Source organism: Stutzerimonas sp. CXK-1, assembly GCF_057738225.1.
In genome coordinates, this window is the sequence record NZ_CM173217.1 from 1111019 (window position 1) to 1134512 (window position 23494).

Below are 23494 nucleotides of genomic sequence, written 5' to 3' on the forward strand. Positions count from 1 at the left end.
TGCCGGGTGTATTTAACCGTAAGAGGTTATTTGCACCTGGCCGGCAGGCGAACCCTGGTCGGCGATCCGCCCTCTAACGGCAGGACGGCCACTGAGGAGAACCGCATGCAGCGCTATCACATCACCCATGAAGACGATCGCTGGGTACTCAAGGAGGAGGGCGATCGCCGGGTTCTGGTCGAGGCGACCACGAAGGAAGAAATCATCAGCGAGACCCGCGACTACATGAAGCTGCGCACCGGCTCGGTAAAGATCCACACCCAGGACGGGCGTATCGAGGAAGAGCGCACCTACCCGCGCGATCAGGACCCGCGAGAAACCTGCGGCTGAGCCGGCCTGACCGGCGCGAGCGCACGCAGGCTCCAGCAGGCCAGGATGAACGGCAGCGTCAGAGCCGGCCAGCCATAGCGATGCGCCGCCAGCGACAGCAGGGCCGCGAGCAGGGCGGCGGCGAGCGGTGCCGCCCCGCGCTGTACCTGGCTGCTGGCGAGCGCGGCGAGCGCCGGATTGAATCCGTGCAGGCCGTTGGCAGCGCCCGCCAGGCCGAGGCCCAGCGCGGCGAACGTGCCGATGAGTGCGCCCAGCGCCAGCCACAGCCCGGCACGCCGTTCGGCGAGCAGCACGCCCAGCAGCAGGCAGGCGCCGCTGGCCGCATGCTCGACAAACACCACCTGGCCGATACCAAGCAGGCCGGCCTGCAGCCACGCGGGCCAGATTGCCGCGTCCGCGTCGACGGGCCCTGCCGAGGGGGCTGTCGATAGCGCGAGCAGGCCCCAGCCCAGCAGGACGAAGGGCAGGGTGAAGCCCGGCGGCCAACCGCGCCGGCGCATCGCCAGGAGCAGGCCCGCCTGCAGCGGGCAGCTGAGGACGGCGCACAGCAGGGTCACCGCCAGGCCCGTTGGCGTCAGGCCCCAGCAGAGCGTTGCCAGCGCCCCGAGCAGCGCTGCGTTGTAACCGTACAGGCCCAGCGCGACATCGCCCGGCGGATAACCGCGCAGGCCTGCCCAGAGCGTCGCGCCGCCGACGCCGAGCAGCATGCCGGGTAGCAGCGCTGGAGCGCCGAAGGCCACTGCCAGCAGCACCAGCAGCCCGCAGCCGGCGTGTGCCTGCAGGAATATCTGGCTGAAACCGTGAAGCAGCGAACGCAACGGGCCGGGCATGGCAGAGGCTCGGGACGAACGAAGAGGCGCGAGGCGGGTGAGCGCCTCGCGGTGGGGAAACCCTCGGAGCTGCGGGCGTCAGGCGAGAATTTCGATTCGCAGCGAGTTGGTGGTGCCCGGCTTGCCCAGCGGCACCCCGGCGGTCACCAGCACGGTGTCGCCGCTGCCCGCCATGCCCTGCGCGCGGGCCAGCTCCAGCGCGTTCTGGCAGACCTGCTCCATGTCGCGCATCGGCGCGTCGATCACCGAGTAGACGCCCCAGGCGACGGTCAGCTTGCGTGCGGTGGCCAGGTTCGGCGTCAGGCTCAGGATCGGCGTGGCCGGGCGCTCGCGCGAGGCGCGCAGGCTCGAACGGCCGGATTCGGTGTAGTTGACCAGCACTGCCACCGGCAGGATGCCGCTGATCCGGCGGATCGCGCAGCTGATCGCGTCCGGCAGAGTCGCTTCGGCGTTGGGGCGGTTGACGTCGAGCTGGGCCTGAAAATCCGGGCCGCTTTCGACCTGGCGAATGATCTTGCTCATCATGCTGACGGCTTCGAGCGGGTAGTCGCCGGACGCGGTCTCGGCCGAGAGCATCACCGCATCGGCACCCTCGGCCACCGCATTGGCCACGTCGGTGACTTCCGCGCGCGTCGGTGCGGGCGAGAAACGCATGGATTCGAGCATCTGCGTGGCCACCACCACCGGCCGGCCGAGCTGGCGGCAGGTGCGCACGATGTTGCGCTGGATGCGGGGGACGTTTTCGGCCGGCACTTCGACACCCAGGTCGCCGCGCGCCACCATGATCGCGTCACTCAGCCGGGCGATCTCGCGCAGGTGCTGCACCGCCGAAGGTTTCTCGATCTTGGCCATCAGAAAGGCGCGCTCGCCGATCAGCTCGCGGGCCTCATGGATGTCCTGCGGACGCTGCACGAACGACAACGCCACCCAGTCCACGCCCAGCTCCAGGCCGAAGGCCAGGTCGCGGCGATCCTTGGCCGTCAGCGGCGAAAGCTGCAGCACCGCCTCGGGCACGTTCACGCCCTTGCGGTCGGACAGCTCGCCGCCGGCCATCACCCGGGTCTCGATGGCGCTGTCGGTCTTGGCCTGCACGGTCAGGCGCAGCCGGCCATCGTCGATCAGCAGGGTCATGCCCGGCTCCAGCGCGGCGATGATCTCCGGATGCGGCAGGTTGACCCGGCTGTTGTCACCCGGCGTCTCGTCGAGATCCAGGCGGAAGTCCTGCCCGCGCGCCAGCTGCACCTTGCCCTCGGCGAAGCGGCCGACGCGCAGCTTGGGGCCCTGCAGATCCATGAGGATGCCGATCGGGCGGCCCAGTTCACGTTCGACCTGGCGGATCCAGCCGAAACGCTCGGCGTGGTCGGCGTGCTCGCCGTGGCTGAAATTCAGGCGGAAGAGGTTCACGCCAGCTTCGACCAGCGCGCGCACATCGTCGGCGCAGCGGGTGGCCGGGCCGAGGGTGGCGAGGATCTTGACCTTCTTGTCGGGTGTCATGGCAGGCTCGCAGGAGCGCCTCAGGCGCTCGGTGGCAGGATCAGGATGGCGCGGAAATCGTTGACGTTGGTGCGTGTCGGGCCGGTGACGATCAGGCTGTCCAGCGCGGCGAAGTAGCCATAGCCGTCGTTGCTGGCCAGCGCATCGGCGGCGCGCAGGCCCAGCGCCTCGGCGCGGGCGAAGCTGTCCGGGGTCATCAGCGCGCCGGCGTTGTCCTCCGAGCCGTCGATGCCATCGGTGTCGCCGGCCAGCGCGTAGACGCCGGGCAGGCCCTGCAGGGCTTCGGTGAGCGCGAGCAGGAATTCGGCATTGCGCCCGCCGCGGCCGTTGCCGCGCACGGTGACGGTGGTCTCGCCGCCAGAGAGGATCACGCAGGGTGCGGCGATCGGCTGGCCGTGCAGCACCACCTGGCGGGCGATGCCGGCATGCACCTTGGCCACCTCGCGCGCTTCGCCTTCCAGATCGCCGAGGATCAGCGGGGTGATACCGGCGGCACGGGCCACCTCAGCCGCGGCATCGAGCGACTGCTGCGGCGTGGCGATCAGCTGGAAGTGGCTGCGCGAGAGCATCGGGTCGCCGGGCTTCAAGGTTTCCGAGCGTGGGTCCTCGAGCCAGGTGCGCACATTGGCCGGCACCTCGATGTGGTAGCGCTCGAGGATCGCCAGCGCCTCGGCCGATGTGGTCGGGTCGGCGACGGTGGGGCCGGAGGCGATCACCGTGGCCTCGTCGCCGGGCACGTCGGAAATCGCATAGGTGTATACGCTGGCCGGCCAGCAGGCCCTGGCCAGGCGCCCGCCCTTGATCGCCGAGAGGTGCTTGCGCACGCAGTTCATCTCGCCGATGTGGGCGCCGGAGCGCAGCAGCGCCTTGTTGATCGCCTGCTTGTCGGCCAGCGAGATGCCCTCGGCCGGCAATGCCAGCAGCGAGGAGCCGCCGCCGGAGAGCAGGAAGATCACCCGGTCGCTTTCCTCGAGGTTGCTGACCAGCTCCAGTACGCGGCGGGCGACGCGCTCGCCGGCGTCGTCCGGCACCGGGTGCGCGGCCTCGACCACCTCGATGCGCCGGCAGTCGGCGTGGTGCTCGTAGCGGGTCACCACCAGCCCGGACAGTTCACCTTCCCAGACCTTCTCGATGGCTTCGGCCATGGCCGCGGCCGCCTTGCCGGCGCCGATGACGATGGCGCGGCCGCTGCGGTCTTCGGGCAGATGGTCGGCCAGCACATGGCGCGGATGGGCGGCTTCGATGGCGCTGTCGAACAGCTGGCGCAGCAGGGCTTGGGGATCGATGGGCATCTCTGGCTCCTTGGTCTTTTCTTGCAGAGGGCCGATTGCAGACCTTAACGCTCGGGCACGCAAGCGCTGAGGACTGAAATCGACCCGCCCGGCATTCGAGCCGTGACATCTCCTGCCGGGCAGGTCGAGGTGCCACCCGGAGGTGGCGGATGAACCAGGCGCTGCGCAGGTTCCTGGTCGTGGGGGGACGCTGTGATTCCGGCCCCGCGCAGCGCTGGCTCAACCCTTTGAGCACCGCGGCACCTTGTGCCGCGACTACCACCGCCGGATGGATTGCTGTCTGTCTGAAGGCGGTCGTCGCAGATTCGGGTGCAGCGGGCTCGAAGCGGGTCAGTCCTTGCGGATCGAGAAGTTGGCCATGTGCTCCAGGCCCTTGATCAGCGCCGAGTGGTCCCAGCCGCTGCCGCCGATCGCCGCGCAGGTGCTGAATACCTGCTGGGCATTGGCGGTGTTGGGCAGGTTCAGGCCCAGCTCACGCGCGCCGTTGAGGGCGAGGTTGAGATCCTTCTGGTGCAGGGCGATGCGGAAGCCCGGATCGAAGGTGCCCTTGATCATGCGCTCGCCGTGTACCTCGAGGATCTTCGAGCCGGCGAAGCCGCCCATCAGCGCCTCGCGCACCTTGGCCGGATCGGCCCCGTTCTTCGCGGCGAACAGCAGCGCCTCGGCGACCGCCTGGATGTTCAACGCGACGATGATCTGGTTGGCCACCTTGGCCGTCTGGCCGTCGCCACTCTCGCCGACGCGAGTGATGTTCTTGCCCATCGCCTGGAACAGCGGCAATGCGCGTTCGAAGGCCGCTTCGCTGCCACCGACCATGATCGACAGGGTGGCGGCCTTGGCACCCACCTCGCCACCGGATACCGGGGCGTCGAGGTATTCAGCGCCGGTGGCCTTGATCTTCTCGGCGAACTGCTTGGTGGCGGTGGGCGAGATCGAGCTCATGTCGATCACCACCTTGCCGGCACCGACGCCGGCGGCCACGCCGTCGGCGCGGAACAGCACGTCTTCGACCTGCGGGGTGTCCGGCACCATGACGATGATGAACTCGGCTTCCTGGGCGACTTCCTGCGGATTGGCCAGGCCGATGGCGCCGGCTTCGGTCAGTTCGGCCGGGGCCTGATCGTGGTGCTGGGACAGAAAGATCTGGTGGCCGGCTTTCTGCAGGTTGATTGCCATGGGCTTGCCCATGATGCCGGTGCCGATGAATCCGATTTTAGCCATGAGTGTTCTCCTCGATTCTGTAGGGCAGGCCGCGCGGCGGCCTGCGTTGCCGCGTGAGCGTGTCAGATGGCGTTGTGGCTCTTCAGCCAGCCGAGGCCGGCCTCGGTGGTGGTGGCCGGCTTGTATTCGCAGCCGACCCAGCCCTGGTAGCCGATGCGGTCCAGGTGCTCGAACAGGAAGCGGTAGTTGATCTCGCCGGTCCCCGGTTCGTGGCGGCCGGGGTTGTCGGCCAGCTGCACGTGGTTGATCGCCGCCAGGTTGCTTTCCATGGTCCGCGCCAGATCGCCCTCCATGATCTGCATGTGATAGATGTCGTACTGCAGCGAGAGGTTGGCGTGGCCGACCTTGTCGCGCAGCTCCAGCGCCTGCGAGGTGCTGTTGAGGAAGAAACGCGGGATGTCGCGGGTGTTGATCATCTCCATCACCAGGCGGATGCCGGCCTCCTCGAGCTTCTGCGCGGCGTAGCGCAGGTTCTCGATAAAGGTGATTTCCAGCTGGCCGAGATCGGCACCACGCGGGGCGATGCCGGCCAGGCAGTTGACCTGGGTGTTGCCCAGTACCTTGGCGTAGGCGATGGCCTGGTCCACGCCGGCGCGGAACTCCTCGACCCGCTCGGGGAAGATTGCGATGCCACGCTCGCCACCGGCCCAGTCACCGGCCGGCAGGTTGAACAGCACCTGGGTCAGCTTGTTGGCATCCAGCTGAGCCTTGATCTCCTCGGCCGGGTAATCGTAGGGGAACAGGTACTCGACACCGGAAAAGCCGGCCTGGGCGGCAGCGGCGAAGCGGTCCATGAAGTCCTGCTCGGTGAACAGCATCGACAGGTTGGCGGCAAAGCGGGGCATGGTTTTCTCCTGATCTGTAGGGATCACATTCGGTTCTGCATTGCGGTGGTGTGGTGGCCACCCTGGGTGTTGCGTTTGCGGTGGATATGCTTCGCGATATCCACCCTACGGTTGCACTGGCTGGCATGGCGTAGGGTGGATAACGCCGCTTGCGGCTTATCCACCGTGTCGCATGGGTTCAATCCAGCAACCCAACCGCCGTCGGCGCGTCCTCGCGGCAGCTGGCCAGCGCCTCGAACTCGTTGATCGCGTCGATCTCGGTGCCCATGGCGATGTTGGTCACCCGCTCGAGGATCACCTCGATCACCACCGGCACGCGGTGTTCGGCCATCCACGCCTGGGCCTGCTCGATGGCCGGGCGCAGGTCTTCCTGCTTGAACACGCGCAGCGCCTTGCAGCCCAGGCCCTCGACCACCGCGACGTGATCGACGCCGTAGCCTTCCATGCCGCTCTGGTCGGCATTGATGTTCTCGAAGCCGAGCTGCACGCAGTAATCCATGTCGAAGCCGCGCTGCGCCTGGCGGATCAGCCCGAGGTAGGCGTTGTTCACCAGGATGTGCAGGTAGGGCAGCTTGAACTGCGCACCGACGGCCAGTTCCTCGATCATGAACTGGAAGTCGTAGTCGCCCGACAGCGCCACCACCTTGCGCGCCGGGTCCGCGGCAACCACACCGAGCGCCGCCGGAATGGTCCAGCCGAGCGGGCCGGCCTGGCCGCAGTTGATCCAGTTGCGCGGCTGGTAGACATGCAGGAACTGCGCGGCGGCGATCTGCGACAAGCCGATGGTGCTGACGTAGCAGGTGTCCTTGCCGAAGGCGTTGTTCATGCACTGGTACACGCGCTGCGGCTTCATCGGCACGCTGTCGAAGTTGGTCTTGCGCAACATCGTGCGCTTGCGTTCCAGGCAGTCGGCGGCCCAGGCGCGGCGATCCGGCAGACGGCCTTCGGCCTTGCGTGCCTTGGCCACGTCGACGAACAGCTCCAGCGCGGCGCGGGCGTCGGAGACGATGCCGTAATCCGGCGCGAACACCCGACCGATCTGGGTCGGCTCGATATCGACGTGAACGAAGGTACGGCCCTTGGTATAGGTCTCCAGCGAACCGGTGTGGCGGTTGGCCCAACGGTTGCCGATGCCGAGCACGAAGTCGGATTCGAGCATCGTCGCGTTGCCGTAGCGGTGGCTGGTCTGCAGCCCGCACATGCCGGCCATCAGCGGGTGGTCATCAGGGATCGAGCCCCAGCCCATCAGCGTCGGGATCACCGGCACGCCGACGGTCTCGGCGAACTCCACCAGCAAGGCCTCGGCTGCGGCGTTGTAGATGCCGCCACCGGCGACGATCAGCGGGCGCTCGGCGGCGCAGAGCATGTCGATGGCTTTCTCGATCTGCTTGCGGGTCGCTGCCGGCTTATAGACCGGCAGCGGCTCGTAGGTGTCGACGTCGAACTCGATCTCGGCCATCTGCACGTCGAACGGCAGGTCGATCAGCACCGGGCCGGGGCGGCCGGAGCGCATCACGTGGAAGGCCTGCTGGAACACGCGCGGGACCAGTGCCGGCTCGAGTACGGTGACCGCCCACTTGGTGACCGGCTTGGCGATGGACTCGATGTCCACGGCCTGGAAGTCTTCCTTGTGCAGGCGGGCACGCGGCGCCTGGCCGGTGATGCAGAGGATCGGAATGGAGTCGGCGGAAGCCGAGTACAGGCCGGTGATCATGTCGGTGCCGGCCGGGCCCGAGGTGCCGATGCACACGCCGATGTTGCCTGGCTTGGCGCGGGTGTAGCCCTCGGCCATGTGCGAAGCACCCTCGACGTGGCGGGCGAGGATATGACGGATGCCACCATCGGCCCGCAGGGCGGAATACAGCGGATTGATCGCGGCTCCGGGGATGCCGAAGGCGGTGTCGATGCCTTCCTTGCGCAACACCGCGACGGCGGCATCGATTGCTCTCATTCGGGCCATGGATCGTTCCTCCTGGGTAACTCGATAGTTTTTATACGTGGCCCAAGCATGCCGCCCTGGATTCCGTGGCGGAATTGGCCGAGACTTCAGTTCTGTCGATATCAGGAGTATCGAATGGATCGCTATACGACCCTGCGCAGCTTCGTGCTGGTGGCCGACTGCGGCAGCTTCGCCGCCGCCGCGCACAAGGAGAACGTCACCCCGGTGGTGATGGGCCGGCGGCTGGATGCGCTGGAGCGGCATCTGGGCGTCAAGCTGATGCACCGCTCCACCCGCGGCCTGTCGCTGACCGATCTGGGCGAGCAGTATCTGGAGCGCGCCCGCGGACTGCTGAAGGACTTCGATGAGGTGGACGCCAGCATCAGCCACGACCGCACCTCGGTACGCGGCCACCTGGTGGTGTCGGCGCCGGCGGCATTCGGGCGGCGGCATATCGGCCCGCACGCACCGGCGTTCCAGGCGCGCTACCCGGACCTGCAACTGTCGTTCAACTTCACCGACAGCGTGGTCGACCTGGTGCGCCACGGTTACGACATGGGCATTCGCATCGGCGAGGTGACCGATCCCAACTATGTGGCAGTGCGGCTGTTCCCGAACAGGCGGGTGGTCTGCGGCTCGCCGGAGTACTTCGCCCGCCACGGTACGCCGACGACGCTGGAGGAACTGACCGAGCACAACTGCCTGGCCTTCAACCTGCAGGGCGGTCAGCAGCGCGGCTGGACCTTTCTGCGCGACGGCCGGCAGGTGGCCATCCGCGTGGCCGGCAATCTGGACTGCAATGACGGTGAGCTGCTGTTCGATTGGGTCAAGCAGGGCCTGGGCATCGGCTGGCGCTCGACCTGGGAGATCCAGGCCGAGCTCAAGCGCGGCGAGCTGGTCACGGTACTCGACGAGTACGCATTGCCGGCCTACGACATCCAGGCCGTCTACCCGCAGCAGCGCTACCTGCCGGCCAAGGTGCGTTTCTTCATCGACTACCTGAAGGACATCTACAACGCACCGGGCTACTGGGAGGTGCGCTGAGCGGCTCAGTTGCCGCGGTAGGTGGAGAAGCCGTAGGGGCTCAGCAGCAGCGGGATGTGGTAGTGCTCGACGCTGCCATCGGCTTCGAAGATCACCGGAACTTCGGGGAAAAAGGTGCTGGCCTTCTGCGTGGCGAACCAGTCGCCGGTCTTGAAGGTGACACGGTAGGTGCCTTTCTCCAGCGCCTTGCCTTCCGGGTAGAGCGCGGTGATCCGACCCTGCGCGTTGGTCTCGCCGCTGTTGAGTGATTTCCAGGTGTCACCCTGACGTTGTTCCAGGGTGACGCGCACATCCGGTGACGGCAGGCCGTTCTCCAGGTTCAGCACATGCACGCTGAGCGGGTTGCCGGCGGCCAGGGTGAGACCGGACAGGCCGCTGAGCATCAAGCCGGCGGCGATTGAGCGTAGTGCTTTCATGGTGTTTTCCTTTTCTTCAGTGGGAGGAGGGCAGCAGTTTTTCGATGGCGGCCACGGCGCAGGCCTCGTCGTTCCTGGCACCGCCGGCACCGGCCACGCCGATGGCACCGATCACCTCGTCGCCGACCTTCAGCGGCACGCCACCGCCGAGCAGCAGCAGTTCGTCCAGGGTGTTGAGGTTGGCGGCATCCGGCGTGCTGGCGGCGCGTTCGGCGAACAGGCGGGTCGGCGTTTTGCTCGACTGCGCGGTGTAGGCCTTGCGCTGCGCGGCCAGGGTGTTGTGCGGACCGACGTTGTCGTCGCGGCGCAGGGCAACCAGGTTGCCGCCGCGATCGACCACGGCGACCACCGCGGTGCGGTTTTGCGCATGGCAGGCATCCAGAGTCTGCTGGATCAGGCCGTCGGCCAGCGCCAGCGAGACGTTCTGCTGGGTGATCGGTGTCGGCGTGGCGGCGTTGGCGCTCAGGGCCGGGGTAAGCACTGCCAGGGCCAGCAGTGACAGGGTGGCGGCGATACGCATATCGATTTCTCCGGTGGCTGGATTTCGAGGCGCATGCTGCCGCCCGCCGACCGTCAGAACCGTTGCCTGCGCATTACGCTTTTGTAATGGCTGACAAGTCCATGGCCCCATAACCTATGCGCCATCAATGAGGTAATCCGATGCGAATTCTGGTGGTGGAGGACGAGGCCAAGACGGCCGACTACCTCAAGCGAGGGTTGGAGGAGTCCGGCTACCGGGTGGAGGTCGCGCGCAATGGCGTCGACGGCAAACACCTGATCGAGGAGGAGCCGTTCGACTTGGTAATCCTCGATGTCATGCTGCCGGGGCTCGATGGCTGGCAGCTGGTGCAGGTGGTGCGCCAGCGCTCGGCGCACACGCCGGTGCTGTTCCTCACCGCCCGCGATGCGGTGGAAGACCGGGTGCGCGGGCTGGAACTGGGCGCCGACGACTATCTGGTCAAGCCGTTTTCCTATGCCGAGCTGCTGGCGCGGGTGCGCACCCTGCTGCGCCGCGGCCCGCCGCGCGAGGTCGAACGTTTCCACGTCGCCGACCTGGAGCTGGACCTGCTGCGCCGCCGCGTCACCCGTCAGGGCGAGCGCATCGCCCTGACCAACAAGGAATTCGCCTTGCTGCATCTCTTGCTCAGCCGTCAGGGCGAGGTGCTGTCCCGCGCGCAGATCGCCTCGCAGGTCTGGCAGATGAACTTCGACAGCGACACCAATGTGGTCGACGTCGCGATCCGCCGGCTGCGCGCCAAGGTCGACGATCCGTACCCGCTCAAGCTCATCCACACCGTGCGCGGCATGGGCTACGTGCTGGACCTCTCGGCATGAGTCTGTGGCCACGCTCGCTCAGCCTGCGCCTGGCGCTGGCCTTCGCCCTCGTCGCGGTGGTGCTGCTCGGTGCCATCGGCCTCTACCTGTATCGCTCGCTGGAACGCGAGATCGTCTGGCGCGACGACCAGGCGCTGCTCGGCCGGCTGGAGCGCATGCAGGCACTGCTGGATGACAGCGCCAGCATCGACGCGCTGCGTCAGCGGCCGCAGCTCTACGAGAACATGCTGGGCAACCGCGACAGCCTGCTCTGGCTGCTGGATGCCCAGGGGCGCGCGCTGATCGAGATCAACCCGGCGCGGCTGCCCATTCCGCCGCTGCCGGCCAGCGACGCTGCGGCGCTGCAGGATATCGGCGAGGCGCGGCTGGCCTGGCGGCGGCTGCCGGGCGAGGCGGGGTTGACGCTGGTGGCCGGGCGCATGCCAGCCGAGCGCGAACAGATGCTGGCTGCCTATCGCGCCAAGCTCTGGTGGGCGCTGAGCCTCGGCGCGCTGCTGGCGTCCGTGCTCGGCTGGTTGATCAGCCGGCGTGCCTTGCGCCCGGTGCGCCAGCTGACGCGTCAGGCCCTGGCGATCGACGTGCAGCACCTGCACCTGCGCCTGGACGACTCGACCGTGCCGAGCGAGCTGGAACCGCTACGCGCGGCACTGAACCAGATGCTGGGCCGGCTGGAACAGGGTTTCGCCCGGCTGTCGCGCTTCAGCGAAGACCTGGCCCACGAGATGCGCACGCCATTGGGCAACCTCATGGGCCAGACCCAGCAGTTGCTGCACCGTGCCCGCGCGGCGGAGGATTACCAGGCGCTGCTGGTCTCCAATCAAGAGGAGTACGAGCGCCTGGCGCGGATGATCGACAACATGCTGTTTCTCGCGCGTGCCGAGCAGCCGGCGGTGGCCATCGAGCGGCAGCGCTTTGCACTGCCGGCACTGGTCGAGCAACTGTGCGACTACTTCGAAGGCGTCGCCGAAGAGCGCGGCATCCAGCTGCTCGACGAGACCGAGGGCGAGCTGTGCGGCGACCCCGAGCTGATTCGCCGGGCGCTGGCGAACCTGCTGGCCAACGCGCTGCGCTACGGCGCCAGTGACAGCCCGGTGCGCATCGTCAGCGGCTCAGAGGACGGCTGGCGGATGGTCAGCGTGATCAATCTGGGGCCGGCGATTGCCGCCGAGCACCTGCCGCGGCTGTTCGACCGCTTCTACCGCTGCGATCCGTCACGCGCCGAGCCGGGCGATTCCGGCGGCCTGGGGCTGGCCATCGTGCGGTCGATCATGCAGCTGCACGGCGGCGAGGTGGAGGTGAGCAGCGACGCGCAGGCCACCGTGTTCACCCTGCGCTTGCCGCTCGGTCCCGACTGACGACATGGGGCGGACGGATGCGGGCCTGTGCGGTCACAGCTAAGGTGAACACTACCGGCTGAGCAGCGAGGCGCTTGTGGACCGCTTGAAAATCGCCACCTTCAACATCAACGGCATCCGCGCGCGCCTGCCGAACCTGCTCGAATGGCTCGAGCGCGAGCAGCCCGATGTGGTCTGCCTGCAGGAGCTCAAGGCGCAGGATGCCGACTTTCCCATCGATGACATCCGCGGCGCCGGCTACGGCGCCATCTGGCACGGGCAAAAGTCCTGGAACGGCGTGGCCATTCTTGCCCGTGACAGCGAACCGCTGGAGATCCGCCGCGGCCTGCCCGGCGACCCGGACGACAGCCACAGCCGCTATCTGGAGGCCGCGGTGCACGGGGTGATCGTCGCCAGCCTCTATCTACCCAACGGCAACCCGCAGCCCGGGCCGAAGTTCGACTACAAGCTGGCCTGGTTCGAGCGGCTGATCGAGCACGCCGCCGGCTTGCTCGCCAGCGGGCATCCGGTGGTGCTGGCCGGCGACTACAACGTGGTGCCGACCGACGAGGACATCTACAACCCGCGCTCCTGGCTGAAGGACGCGCTGCTGCAGCCGGAAAGCCGCGAATGTTTCGAGCGCCTGCTGGCGCAGGGCTGGACCGACGCGTTGCGCGCCAGATACCCGGACGAGCGCATCTACACCTTCTGGGACTACTTTCGACAGCACTGGCAGAAGAACTCCGGGCTGCGCATCGACCATCTGCTGCTCAGCCCGGACCTCGCGCCGCGCCTGCAGGACGCTGGCGTGGATCGCTGGGTGCGCGGGCAGGAACATGCCAGTGACCACGCGCCGACCTGGGTCTTACTCGAGGCTGCGCCAGGGAAACGATAGCGCCAAACGGGTGGTCTGAACTTCGAGGGTGCAGTGGCCCCTTGCAATCAGAAGCGCTACGTAAAGTGCCGGCCCGTTCGAGGCAGCGCAGGAGTGAATCATGGTGGGTGAGGAATCGAATCCCGAGGAGGCGACCGAGCGACGAGGGCCTTTCTCGGTGCTGGAGTTCGAGTCCAGCAACATGACCATAAGCGAGATGCTCGCCGAGGCCCTGCATGCGGTCAGGCTGCACCTGGATATGGATGTGGCCTTTATCGGCGAGTTTCGTGAAGGCCAGCGGATCTTCCGCTATGTGGATGGCCGCGCCAGCCCGCTGCCGATCGCCGAGAACACCGGCAGCCCGCTGGACGAGACCTATTGCCAGCGTGTCGTCGACGGCCGCCTGCCCGAACTCATTCCCGATACCGGCCAGCTGCCGGCCAGCGCCTTTCCGCAGACGCCTGGCGTGGTAGTCGGCGCACACCTCGGGGTGCCGATCCACTTCAGCGACGGCAGCCTGTTCGGTACTTTCTGCTGCTTCAGCAGCCAGCCCGACAACACGCTGAACGTGCGTGACCTGCACACGCTGCGCCTGTTCGCCGGTTTCGCCGGCAAGTTGCTGCAACGCCAGACCAGCCGTGCGCGAGTGCAGCGAAGCAAGCTGTCGCGGATCGAAGAGACCTTGCGCTCGCGGGCCTATCACGTGGTCTATCAGCCCATCGTCCAGGTCGAAGCCGGTACGGCGCTGGGCTACGAGGCGCTTGCGCGCTTCAGCGGCGAACCGCTGCGCTCACCGGACCGCTGGTTTCTCGAGGCCGGCGAGGTCGGCCTGCAGCGTGAGCTGGAGATCGCGCTGATCGTCGAGGCGCTCAAGGGACTCGAGCAGTTGCCGGGCGACAGCTATATCTCGCTCAACGTCTCGCCGGAGACCATCATCGGCGGCCAGCTGAGGCCGGTGCTGGAAGAGCAGCCGCTGGCGCGGCTGATGCTGGAGATCACCGAGCACGCCTGCATCTGCGACTACGAGCGGGTCGAGGATGAACTGCGCCCGCTGCGCGAGCGCGGCCTGCGGCTGGCGGTCGACGATGCCGGTGCCGGCTATGCGAGTTTCCGCCACATCCTCAGGCTGCGGCCGGACGTCATCAAGCTCGACGGCAGCCTGATCAATAACCTGGACGGCGACAGCAACTGCCGGGCGCTGGCGGCCGCGCTGATCCGCTTCGCCGCGGAAACCGGCAGCAAGGTGGTTGCCGAAGGGGTGGAAACCGAGGAGGAGCTGGCCGTGCTGCGCACGCTCGGCGTGAAAAAGGCCCAGGGTTATCTGCTCGGCCGCCCGGCGCCGCTGGGCGCGGCCAGCTAGGTGCGCTCGGTGACTTCGCAGCCCTTGAGCACCAGGCGGATGATGGTTTCGGCCGCCGCCTCGTAGTCGCTGTCTTCGAGCGCCGCCTTGCCGGTCACGGTGGAAATCTGCCAGTCGAAGTCGGCGTAGGTCTGGGTGGCCGCCCAGATGCTGAACAGCAGGTGGTTGGGGTCGACCCTGGCCATCAGCCCGGCATCGATCCAGCGCTGGATGCAGGCGATATTGTGCGCCGCCTGGGCGTTGAGCTGGGCCACCCGTTCCGGCGACAGATGCGGCGCCCCGTGCATGATCTCGCTGGCGAAGACCTTCGATGCGTAGGCGTGGTCGCGCGAGATGCGGATTTTCGTGCGGATGTAGGCGCGCAGCACATCGCCCGGCTCGCCGGGCTCGTTGAACGGCGCGGATGCTTCGAGCAGCGGCTCGACGATGCTTTCCAGCACCTCGCGGTAGAGGTTTTCCTTGGACTTGAAGTAGTAGTAGACGTTGGGCTTGGGTAGCCCGGCGCGGGCCGCGATATCGCTCGTCTTGGTGGCGGCGAAGCCCTTCTCGGCGAATTCTTCGCTGGCGGCACGCAGGATCAGTTCTTTGTTGCGCTCACGAATACTCGACATGCGGACCTGCTTGGCTGGCACCGCCCGGCCAGGCGGCGTTGCGCGGCATGCTAGCACCCGCTTCTTCGGCCTCTCAACCGCACCGCCGCTCGTCGGGCGCCGCGTCGGTCGGCGGTTCCGCTATCAAGTTCAGCGGCGGCAGGCCGCTAAGCCTCTTTGCCTGTACTGAAAATTGTGTACAGTGATGGCCAAATGATGTGTACGAAATTACCCGCACGAGGTTGCCTCCATGCCGTTCTTCAAGCGCAGCATCCAGTGGCAGTTGATCCTCAGCATGGGCGCTGCCCTGCTGACGAGTCTGCTGATCGTCATTCTGGTCTACGCCTCTGCCGTCGAACGGCTGGCCGAGCGCTACCTGCTCGACGAGGCGTTGCCGGCCAACATCAACGCCATCGCGCATGACATCGAACGCACCCTGGCCGGCCCGATCACCGCGACCGCGGCGATCGCCGGCAACACGCTGGTGCATGACTGGCTCGGCCAGGGCGAAGACCCGCAGCAGGCCGCCGCCATTGCCCGCTACCTGCACGGCGTCAAGGCGCAGCAGAACGCACTGGCCACCTCCATCGCCGTGCTCGACAGCGGGCACTACTATTCCGACGCGGGGCTCAGTCGCACGCTGTCGCGCTCGGCAGCCGCCGACGCCTGGTTCTACAGCCTGGTCGACGGCAGCCAGGAGCGCCGGCTGGAGCTGGACATCGACAAGGCGACCCGCCAGCCGACGCTGTTCATCAATCAGCGCATCAGCGCCGGCGGGCGTGTGCTCGGCGTCGCCGGGCTGGGCTACAGCCTGAGCAGCATGTCCGCGCTGATCGCCGACTTCCGCTTTGGCGAGCGCGGCGAGGTATACCTCGTCGGCAGCGACGGACAGGTCAAGATCCATCCGCAGAGCGAGCGCAACGGGCGCGCCGCGCTCACCGAGCTGACCGGCGCCGAGGCGGCCGGGCAACTGCAGTCCGGTAGCGGCGGGGTGGTGCGCTTCGAGCGCGACGGCGAGACCTTTCTGGCCATGGCCAAGCCGCTCGAAGGCCTCGGCTGGCAACTGGTCGCCGAGGTGCCGGAAGCCGAGATCTTCGGCGAGGCACGGCGCACCCTGTGGACCACCAGCCTGATCGGCGCGGCCATTGGCCTGGCCTTTCTCGGCGTGATCGTGCTGCTGGCTCGCGGACTGGTACGGCCGATTCGGCAGGTCACGGCCGCGCTGGTCGAGATCGGCGGCGGTGGCGGTGACCTGACCCGTCGGCTCGACGAGAGCCGGGCCGACGAGCTTGGCGACCTGGCGCGAGGGTTCAACCGCTTCATTGCCAGCCTGCGCGGGTTGATCGGCGACGTGCTGAAGACCGGCGAGCAGTTGCGCACGGCGGTCGGCCAGGTTGCGCGGGTGGTCGACGACACCGCGATGCGCGCCGGGCGACAGCACGAGATGACCGACATGGTGGCTACCGCCGTGCACGAGATGGGCCTGACCGTGCAGGAGATCGCGCGCAATGCCAGCAACGCCGCGCAGGCGTCGCAGGGAGCGCGCAGCGAAGCGCTGGAGGCGCGCCAGGTGGTTGGCGAGTCCATTGCCCATATCGAGCGGATGTCCGGGCAGATCGGCCAGGCAGCCGGTTCGGTGACCGAGCTGGCGCAGCAGGTGGCTTCCATCGATCAGGTGCTGGCGGTGATTCGCAGCATTTCCGAGCAGACCAACCTGCTGGCGCTGAACGCGGCGATCGAAGCCGCCCGTGCCGGCGACATGGGGCGAGGGTTTGCCGTGGTCGCCGATGAGGTGCGGACCCTGGCCAGTCGCACCCAGGCCTCCACCGACGAGATCCAGCAGATGATCGCGCGGCTGAAGAGCGGTGCCGAGACCGCCGTCGGCGCCATGCACGCCGGCCAGGCGGCCACCGGCACCGGCGTGGCGGCCAGCCAGCGTACCGGGCAGTCGCTCGGCGAAATCACCGAGCAGGTCGAGTCGATCAGCGACATGAACACCCAGGTGGCTGCCGCGACCGAGGAGCAGAGCAGCGTGACCGAGGAGATCACCCGCAATGTGCAGGGTATCGCCGACCTGGCGCAGGCCACCGCACGCGATGTACAGGCCTGCCGCAGCGACTGTCAGGCGCTCTCGCAACTCGCCGAGGACCTGGGGCGGCAGATGGGAAGCTTCCGGTTGTAAAAGGGGCAGGGGCGAGGCGCAGAACCTCCGTTTCTTGCGCGGCTGGGGTTTGGCCGCTTTGGTTCGCGCAGCGTGATGGCGATTGGCGAGGCGCCTGCCGGCCTGGTGGAGCCTGGCGTTTTCCTAGCGCCGGCCGTCATGCCGCTGGCTTCCCTGCGCGCGGACTTCATTCCGCCTCCGGGGGGCCGTCGGTGTTGCCAGACAGACCCTGCAAGGTGAGCTGAAGCCAAAACAGAGCGGAGCCTGGCGAAGTGCGCTGCTCGAACTTCTCGGTGACGCGGCCGCGCCCGCGCCAGTAGGCCGGGTGGTGCTGCGCACGACAGGGAGGCCGAGCAAGTGACGATGGACGGACGGGGCCGCGAGGCAAGAACGTCCCATCGTGAGGGGGGGCCCAGTGCGGTGCCGGAGCGGGCAGTCGGGCCGTGAAATGGCGAGATCGTGCTGTCGGGCGTTTGCTCGTTTCGCGCCGGCCGGCGATCCGGAGCGAAGCGCAAGTGGCTCGGCTGCAGAGCCGAGGCCCGGGTTGGCAGCTCGCTCGGTACGCGCCCGATCCTTCAGGCAGGCTGCGTCGCAACGCTTGCCGGTCCGCTATCCGTCTCGCTGCCATATCAATTTTCGGCCACAAAAAAGGGCGACCCGCGGGCCGCCCTTTTCGGTGTTGCCGCAGACTCAGAAATGCGCCTTGACGATGGCGCTGAAGGTGTTCTGGTCGGTAGTGAACGCCGAGCTGTCCTCAATGCCGTATTTGTCGGTCCAGTAGTCGTACTCGATACCGACGTACAGCTGCTTCTCGCCCCAGTTCAGCGCCTTGCCCAGGTCGTATTTGATCTGCGGGTTGAAGTGGAAGTTGGCGTGGTATTCCTCGCCGCGCGAGTTGCGGTCGTTGTCCACCACCCAGTCGATGAAGCCGTCGATGAGGATGTCCGAATTGCCCACCGGCAGGGTGTAGCCCCACACCGGGGTGATCTGCCAGACGCCATCGCCGGCGCGATCGCCGTCGGTGTTGCGGTTGTAGATGTTCAGCGAGAAGTAGTCGAAGCCCGGGATGTCGAGATCGAAGCCGGGGCCGATCATGTAGGTTTCCACATCACCTTCGCCGAACTCGTAGGTCATCGCGACCAGCACGTCCTTGATCGGGCCGATGCTCAGGTCGCGCTGGAAGATCTTGCCGAACGACAGGCGCGGCGAAAATTCGCCATAGAACGTGCTGTCATCGGTCCCTCCGAAGTCGCCCTTGCCGTTGTAGTGGATCGAGTCGACGAAGAAGAAGGTGTCGCCGTACTTCCAGCCGTTGGCGTGCTCGAAGGTTACGGTCTGCTGAATGGCCGGGTTGACCTTGTAATTCTTGCCGTACAGGTAGGTCAGGCTGTTGTTCTGCCAGTACAGCAGGCCTTCGGCCATCGCCGGCGCGGCCAGCGTGCTGCCCGCCAGGGCCAGAGCGAGGGGAGCGGTCTTCAGGTGCATGGGGAGGTTCCTGTGGTTGCCAAGTGTCGTTTTTTGCCTCGCATTGTCTTGCAAGCGCAGCGAGGCGGGAAGCGTGCTGCGGCGTCAGCCCGGTGAACCTGCGTCGGTTCGGCTGAGGCATGGCGTCGCAGGCGACGGGCCGGTGGCGTCGGGCGGCTGAGGATTGTCCTGCAGCGCAGGCGGCGGGCCGTGACGTCGGGCAGGCGCTGGACGGGCGAGCGAGGTTCGCGAAAGGGGCGACATGCGTCGGCTGGCAGGGATCTGCCAAGGGTGTGGAGTCATTGCTAAGCCTGCCAGTTGTTGTTGTGTGGTCGTGGGCTTGCGGGGCACGGCCACCGCTGCACGAGGCAGCGGCGCGGTGCCGATAACGTGCTGGACTATAGCAGGCTGTATTCAGCTATGCGAACAATTGAATTGCATTTTGTACACAATGATTCAGGCGTCCGGCTGCAGTTCGCGCGCGACGTTCTCCGCCAGGCCCGTGCCGGCCTCGGTCATCGTCAGGTAGGTCCGATCTGCACCGGCAGCCTGGATGCGCTCGGCGATGTCCTCGTACATCGCATGCGAGACGATCAACCCGGTGAAGCCGATGTCGCGCAGCTTGGTGGTCGAGATGATCTTTGCCTCGGCGTCGTTCATCGCCAGTACCACCGCCTTGACCTGGTTCATTTCCAGGGTCTGCCAGAACATCTGGTCCTCGGCATCGGCGAAGAAGATATTGCGGCCTTCGGTGAGGTTGCGCTGGACCATCACCGGGTCCGAGTCGAGGCTGACCAGGCGGAACCCCTTGCCTTGCAGGTGATCGTAGGCCGCGCGTCCGGTGCGCCCCATGCCCATCACCAGGATCTGCGCGGCGCCGAGCGACACCGGCTGCTCGTCTGGGTGGCGGATGTTGCGTTCCAGCGGGATCAGCCGGCGCGCCAGGCGATCGTAGAGCGGGTGCGAGAGGCGGTTGAGCTGCGCGGAAACGACGAACGACAGCGCCACGGCGACTGCGAGCGGCGTCAGCCATTGCGGCAATACCACGCTGGCGACGATCAGGCCGAACTCGCTGTAGTTGGTCAGGCTCGTGGCGCTGAGAAAGGCGCTGCGCGCGCGCAGGCGGAAGCCCAGGAAGAGAAAGAAGAACAGCACGCCCTTGAGAGGCAGCAGCAGTGCGACGACGGCGGCGAAGATCATCGCGTCGCTGTCGGGCAGGCCGCGGATGCCGATCTGCAGAAAGAAACCGACGAGAAAGACTTCCTTGATCGCCCACAGCGAGTTGGAAAGCTCCGTGGCGCGCTTGTGCTTGGCCAGCATGGCGCCGAACGCCAGCGCACCGAGCTCGGAGCTCAGGCCGACGCTTTCGAAGCCGACTCCGCCGACCACCAGCGCGAGCATCAGGCCGAGCAGCACCAGCAGCTCTTCGTGACCGGAATGGTCGAGCAGGCGGAACAGCAGCGGGCGCAGCAGGGGCAGCAGGAACACCAGCAGCGCCCAGGGCGAGGGGACCTGGCCGGCGGCCAGGCTCATGACCACCAGCGCGATGAGGTCCTGGATGATCAGCACGCCGATTGCGACCCGACCGTGAAAGGCCTTCAGCTCCCGTTTGCCTTCCAGCACCTTGGCCGCCAGCACGGTGCTGGAAAACGACAGCGCGACGGCGATCAACAGGCTGTCGCGCCAGCTGGCATCGAAGATGAACACCACCGCCGGCAACACCAGCAGGCTTGAAATGGCGAAGTGCAGCAGGCTGCCGCCAATGATCTCGCGCCTGACCAGGTTGCTGAGCTTGAGCTTGAGGCCGACGGTGAACAGCAACAGCAGCACGCCGAGGTGGGCCAGGTGCTGAAGGATCTCGCTGTCGTCCGGGCCGACGCCGATGCGCTCGCCGGCCGCGGCCAGGGCAAAGCCGGCGCCGAGGTAGCCGATCAGCGGCGGCAGGCCGATGGACCGGGCCACGAGGCCCAGAACGAACGCGAAGGCGATCCAGCTGGCTTCAATCATCGAGGGGCTTCCGGGACGGGCGGGGCGCCGAATTGTAACGGCCGGACGCCGGTTGTCGAGTACGAGCGGCCTACCGGTCCGCCGCGTCCGGGCGCTGGCCGAGCCGACGGCCCAGCGACGTGCGGCGGATCACCAGTTTTTCCAGCTCGGCGACCAGCAGCACGAGCAATCCCGCGGCGAGCGCCTGCAGCCACTGCAGGAGCGTCAGGTCGACCGAGCCGAACAGCGCCTGCATCACCGGCGCGTGGGTGAACGCCAGCTGCAACGGCAGGCACGCCGCGATCGACAGCAGCACGTAGGGGTTGGCGGTCAGCCCGCGGCGATTCAGCACCGAGGCGAAGATCGAGCGGCTGCTGACCAGGTAGAAGATCTCGGCCATCACCACGGCATTGACCGCCAAGGTGCGTGCGGTCTGCACGTCGCCGCTGCGCTGCATTTCCCAGAGGAACACGCCCAGCGCGCCGATCATCATCAGCAACGAGACCATGACCACGCGCCAGGCGAAGAAGCCGCTGAGCAACGGTTCGCTCGGCGGCCGGGGCGGGCGCGTCATGATGCCCGGTTCGGCCGGCTCGAAGGCCAGCGCCAGCCCGAGCGTGCTGGAGGTGACCAGGTTGACCCACAGTACCTGTGCCGGGGTCATCGGCAGCGCCAGCTCGAAGAGGATCGCTGCGATCACCACCAGCGCTTCGCCGCCGTTGGTCGGCAGCGAGAACAGCACGAACTTCTTCAGGTTGTCGTACACCGCGCGGCCTTCGCGCACGGCTGCGGCGATGGTGGCGAAATTGTCATCGGTCAGCACCATGGCGGCGGCTTCCTTGGCCGCCTCGGTGCCCTTGAGGCCCATCGCCACGCCGACATCGGCGCGCTTGAGCGCCGGTGCATCGTTGACCCCGTCGCCGGTCATGGCGACCACTTCGCCGCTGGCCTGCAGGGCCTCGACCAGGCGCAGCTTGTGCTCGGGGCTGGCCCGGGCGAAGACGTCGACGTCGCGCACCACGCGACGCAGCTCGGCGTCCTCCATCAGCGCCACCTCGGCGCCGGTGATTGCCGCACTGCCATGACCGATGTCCAGCTGCGCTCCGATCGCGCGGGCGGTTTCGGCGTGGTCGCCGGTGATCATCTTCACCTGGATGCCGGCGCGGTGGCATTCGTTGACGGCGGCAATGGCCTCCTCGCGCGGCGGGTCGATGATGCCGACCAGCGCCACCAGGCCGAAGCCGCCGTGCATGTCGCTCGCCTGCAGATGCCCGCTTGCCGGTTCGGCACGCTTGCAGGCCAGGGCCAGCAGGCGCAGGCCGCGCGCGGCGATGTCGGTGGCCATGCGCCGCCAGTAGTCCGCGTCGAGCGGCTGCGCGCCGCTGTCACCGAGCTGGTGGTCGCACATCTCCATCAGCCGTTCCGGTGCGCCCTTGACGAACAGCCAGCAGGCGCCGTCGCTGTCGCGATGCTGGCTGGCCATGAAGCGGTGCTGGGACTCGAAGGGAATCGAGTCGAGGCGTGGCCAGGCGGCATCGGCAATATGCTGGGTGAAGCCGACCTTGCCGCCGAGCACCAGCAGCGCGCCTTCGGTGGGGTCGCCGTCGACCTGCCAATGGCCGTCGCGTTCGTGCAGCCGCGCATCGTTGCACAGCACGCCGATGCGAATCGCCAGCGCCAGGGACGGGTAATGGTCCGGGTCGATGATGCGCCCGTCGAGGGTGCAGTCGCCAACCGGCGCGTAGCCGACGCCGCCGACCTCGAAGCGGTGTGCCGCGCAGACGACGCGTTGCACGGTCATCTCGTTGCGCGTCAGGGTGCCGGTCTTGTCCGAGCAGATCACCGTGACCGAGCCGAGCGTCTCCACTGCCGGCAGGCGCCGGATGATGGCGTTGCGCTGGGCCATGCGCTGCACGCCGAGCGCCAGGGTGACGGTCATGATCGCCGGCAGGCCCTCGGGAATGGCGGCTGCCGCCAGGGCCACGACCATGAGAAACATGTCCTCGGCGCCGTGGCCGCGCCAGAGCGTGCCGAGGGCGAAGGTGAGCGCACAGACGGCGAGGATGACAAAGGCCAGCACGCGGCCGAAGCGGTCGACCTGACGCAGCAGGGGCGTGGCCAGTTGGCGGATGTCGGTCAGCAGGCGATTGATCTGGCCGAGTTCGGTATCGCTGCCGGTGCCGACCACCAGGCCCGTCGCCTGGCCGTACACCACAAGGGTGCCGGAATACGCCATGTCGTAGCGATCACCGAGCGGTGCGCTGGCGGCGACCGCCTCGATGTGTTTTTCCACCGGCAGCGATTCGCCGGTCAGCGCCGCCTCCTCGACACGCAGCTCCCTGACCGTGAGCAGCCGCAGGTCGGCCGGCACGCGGTCGCCGGAGGCCAGCAGCACACGGTCGCCGGGCACCAGCTCGGCGGCGTCGATCTGTCGGCGGCTGCCGTCACGAATGACGGTGGCCTGGGTCGAGAGCATGCCGCGAATGGCATCCAGCGCCGCTTCGGCCTTGCCTTCCTGGATGAAGCCGATCACGGCATTGATCACCGCGGCCGCCAGCAGCACGGCGGCGTCCACCCAGTGCTCGAGCAGCGCGGTGATGACCGAGCTGGCGAGCATCACGTAGAGCAGGATGTTGTGGAACTGCGCGAGCAGGCGCATCAGCGGGCTGCGGGTCTTCGGCGGGGCGAGGCGGTTGGCGCCGTAGCGCTGCAGGCGTGCGCGCGCCTCGTTCTCGCTCAGGCCGCTTGGGCCGGTGTCCAGTCGCCGGGCGACCTCCTCGGTGGGCAGACTGTGCCAATCGGTGCGTGGAGCGCGGCTTGCATCCTGGCTGGAGCGGTCTTTCATCGAGACACCCTGGGCGGCAAAGGCGTGATCGCAGACGTCTCCAGCCTAGCCAAGCGTGACTGGCGATGGCTGACTTCAGGCAAACCGGGGCGTTTTCGAGGCGGTGAATTTGTAACAGCCGACGAACGCGGCGA

Annotated in this window: 19 protein-coding genes; 7 read left to right on the forward strand and 12 right to left on the reverse strand. The window is 67.3% G+C overall.

The features are described from left to right. Positions 1–105: 105 nt before the first annotated feature. A complete protein-coding gene (locus AC0KXH_RS05265; protein WP_041107392.1) occupies positions 106–330 on the forward strand; it encodes a DUF2188 domain-containing protein in 225 nt (74 codons plus the stop codon). On the opposite strand, the gene AC0KXH_RS05270 is transcribed toward AC0KXH_RS05265, so the two are convergent. The 6 genes from AC0KXH_RS05270 to gcl all read right to left on the reverse strand — a co-directional run bounded on the left by AC0KXH_RS05270 (position 303) and on the right by gcl (position 7972). Then, positions 303–1160, reverse strand: a complete 858-nt coding sequence (locus AC0KXH_RS05270) for an urea transporter (protein ID WP_488224283.1) — start codon at positions 1158–1160, stop codon at positions 303–305. The genes AC0KXH_RS05265 and AC0KXH_RS05270 overlap by 28 nt on opposite strands. Positions 1161–1238: 78 nt before the next feature. Further along, on the reverse strand, positions 1239–2654 hold the full coding sequence (gene pyk / locus AC0KXH_RS05275) for a pyruvate kinase (protein WP_488224284.1): 1416 nt from the start codon (positions 2652–2654) through the stop codon (positions 1239–1241). Positions 2655–2674: 20 nt separating this feature from the next. Then, positions 2675–3946 carry a glycerate kinase type-2 family protein gene (locus tag AC0KXH_RS05280; RefSeq protein WP_488224285.1) on the reverse strand — a complete coding sequence of 424 codons (1272 nt, stop codon included), beginning with the start codon at positions 3944–3946 and terminating at the stop codon, positions 2675–2677. Between the two features lie 330 nt (positions 3947–4276). After that, positions 4277–5167: a 2-hydroxy-3-oxopropionate reductase gene (locus AC0KXH_RS05285; RefSeq protein ID WP_043218982.1), complete on the reverse strand. Its 891-nt coding sequence runs from the start codon at positions 5165–5167 to the stop codon at positions 4277–4279. 62 nt (positions 5168–5229) lie between these two features. Then, positions 5230–6012 carry a hydroxypyruvate isomerase gene (gene hyi, locus AC0KXH_RS05290; RefSeq protein WP_237145966.1) on the reverse strand — a complete coding sequence of 261 codons (783 nt, stop codon included), beginning with the start codon at positions 6010–6012 and terminating at the stop codon, positions 5230–5232. A 178-nt stretch (positions 6013–6190) separates the two neighbouring features. Continuing rightward, complete coding sequence (gene gcl / locus AC0KXH_RS05295; RefSeq protein WP_488224286.1) at positions 6191–7972, reverse strand: glyoxylate carboligase; 1782 nt, start codon at positions 7970–7972, stop codon at positions 6191–6193. Positions 7973–8086: 114 nt separating this feature from the next. Here gcl and AC0KXH_RS05300 point away from each other — a divergent pair, with 114 nt between their 5' ends. Continuing rightward, a complete protein-coding gene (locus tag AC0KXH_RS05300) occupies positions 8087–8995 on the forward strand; it encodes a LysR family transcriptional regulator (RefSeq protein ID WP_013983705.1) in 909 nt (302 codons plus the stop codon). Positions 8996–9000: 5 nt separating this feature from the next. Here AC0KXH_RS05300 and uraH read toward each other — a convergent pair whose 3' ends face one another. Together uraH and AC0KXH_RS05310 are read right to left on the reverse strand one after the other, a co-directional pair. Next, positions 9001–9411 (reverse strand): hydroxyisourate hydrolase, encoded by a 411-nt coding sequence (gene uraH / locus AC0KXH_RS05305; protein ID WP_013983704.1) that lies wholly within the window; start codon positions 9409–9411, stop codon positions 9001–9003. 16 nt (positions 9412–9427) lie between these two features. Beyond that, positions 9428–9931 carry a GlcG/HbpS family heme-binding protein gene (locus AC0KXH_RS05310; RefSeq protein ID WP_488224287.1) on the reverse strand — a complete coding sequence of 168 codons (504 nt, stop codon included), beginning with the start codon at positions 9929–9931 and terminating at the stop codon, positions 9428–9430. A 140-nt stretch (positions 9932–10071) separates the two neighbouring features. On the opposite strand from AC0KXH_RS05310, the gene AC0KXH_RS05315 reads away from it, so the two are divergent. The 4 genes from AC0KXH_RS05315 (at position 10072) to AC0KXH_RS05330 (ending at position 14314) form a co-directional block, all read left to right on the forward strand. Beyond that, complete coding sequence (locus tag AC0KXH_RS05315; protein ID WP_041107372.1) at positions 10072–10746, forward strand: heavy metal response regulator transcription factor; 675 nt, start codon at positions 10072–10074, stop codon at positions 10744–10746. After that, positions 10743–12101 (forward strand): heavy metal sensor histidine kinase, encoded by a 1359-nt coding sequence (locus tag AC0KXH_RS05320; protein ID WP_488224288.1) that lies wholly within the window; start codon positions 10743–10745, stop codon positions 12099–12101. The genes AC0KXH_RS05315 and AC0KXH_RS05320 overlap by 4 nt, the downstream gene beginning before the upstream one ends. Positions 12102–12177: 76 nt before the next feature. Beyond that, on the forward strand, positions 12178–12975 hold the full coding sequence (xth, locus tag AC0KXH_RS05325; RefSeq protein WP_312200749.1) for an exodeoxyribonuclease III: 798 nt from the start codon (positions 12178–12180) through the stop codon (positions 12973–12975). A gap of 100 nt (positions 12976–13075) precedes the next feature. Further along, the gene (locus AC0KXH_RS05330; protein ID WP_488224289.1) at positions 13076–14314 is read left to right on the forward strand and encodes a sensor domain-containing phosphodiesterase; all 1239 of its coding nucleotides are present in this window, start codon (positions 13076–13078) and stop codon (positions 14312–14314) included. On the opposite strand, the gene AC0KXH_RS05335 is transcribed toward AC0KXH_RS05330, so the two are convergent. Continuing rightward, positions 14311–14925, reverse strand: a complete 615-nt coding sequence (locus AC0KXH_RS05335) for a TetR/AcrR family transcriptional regulator (RefSeq protein ID WP_041107363.1) — start codon at positions 14923–14925, stop codon at positions 14311–14313. The genes AC0KXH_RS05330 and AC0KXH_RS05335 overlap by 4 nt on opposite strands. A gap of 229 nt (positions 14926–15154) precedes the next feature. Between AC0KXH_RS05335 and AC0KXH_RS05340 the strand changes: the two genes are divergently transcribed. Continuing rightward, positions 15155–17086: a methyl-accepting chemotaxis protein gene (locus AC0KXH_RS05340; RefSeq protein ID WP_488224290.1), complete on the forward strand. Its 1932-nt coding sequence runs from the start codon at positions 15155–15157 to the stop codon at positions 17084–17086. Positions 17087–17755: 669 nt separating this feature from the next. On the opposite strand, the gene AC0KXH_RS05345 is transcribed toward AC0KXH_RS05340, so the two are convergent. The 3 genes from AC0KXH_RS05345 to AC0KXH_RS05355 form a co-directional block, all read right to left on the reverse strand. Next, on the reverse strand, positions 17756–18550 hold the full coding sequence (locus tag AC0KXH_RS05345; RefSeq protein ID WP_488224291.1) for an outer membrane protein OmpK: 795 nt from the start codon (positions 18548–18550) through the stop codon (positions 17756–17758). A gap of 435 nt (positions 18551–18985) precedes the next feature. Then, a complete protein-coding gene (locus tag AC0KXH_RS05350; protein ID WP_200293308.1) occupies positions 18986–20536 on the reverse strand; it encodes a cation:proton antiporter domain-containing protein in 1551 nt (516 codons plus the stop codon). Positions 20537–20606: 70 nt separating this feature from the next. Further along, complete coding sequence (locus AC0KXH_RS05355; protein ID WP_488224292.1) at positions 20607–23360, reverse strand: cation-transporting P-type ATPase; 2754 nt, start codon at positions 23358–23360, stop codon at positions 20607–20609. Positions 23361–23494 lie beyond the last annotated feature (134 nt).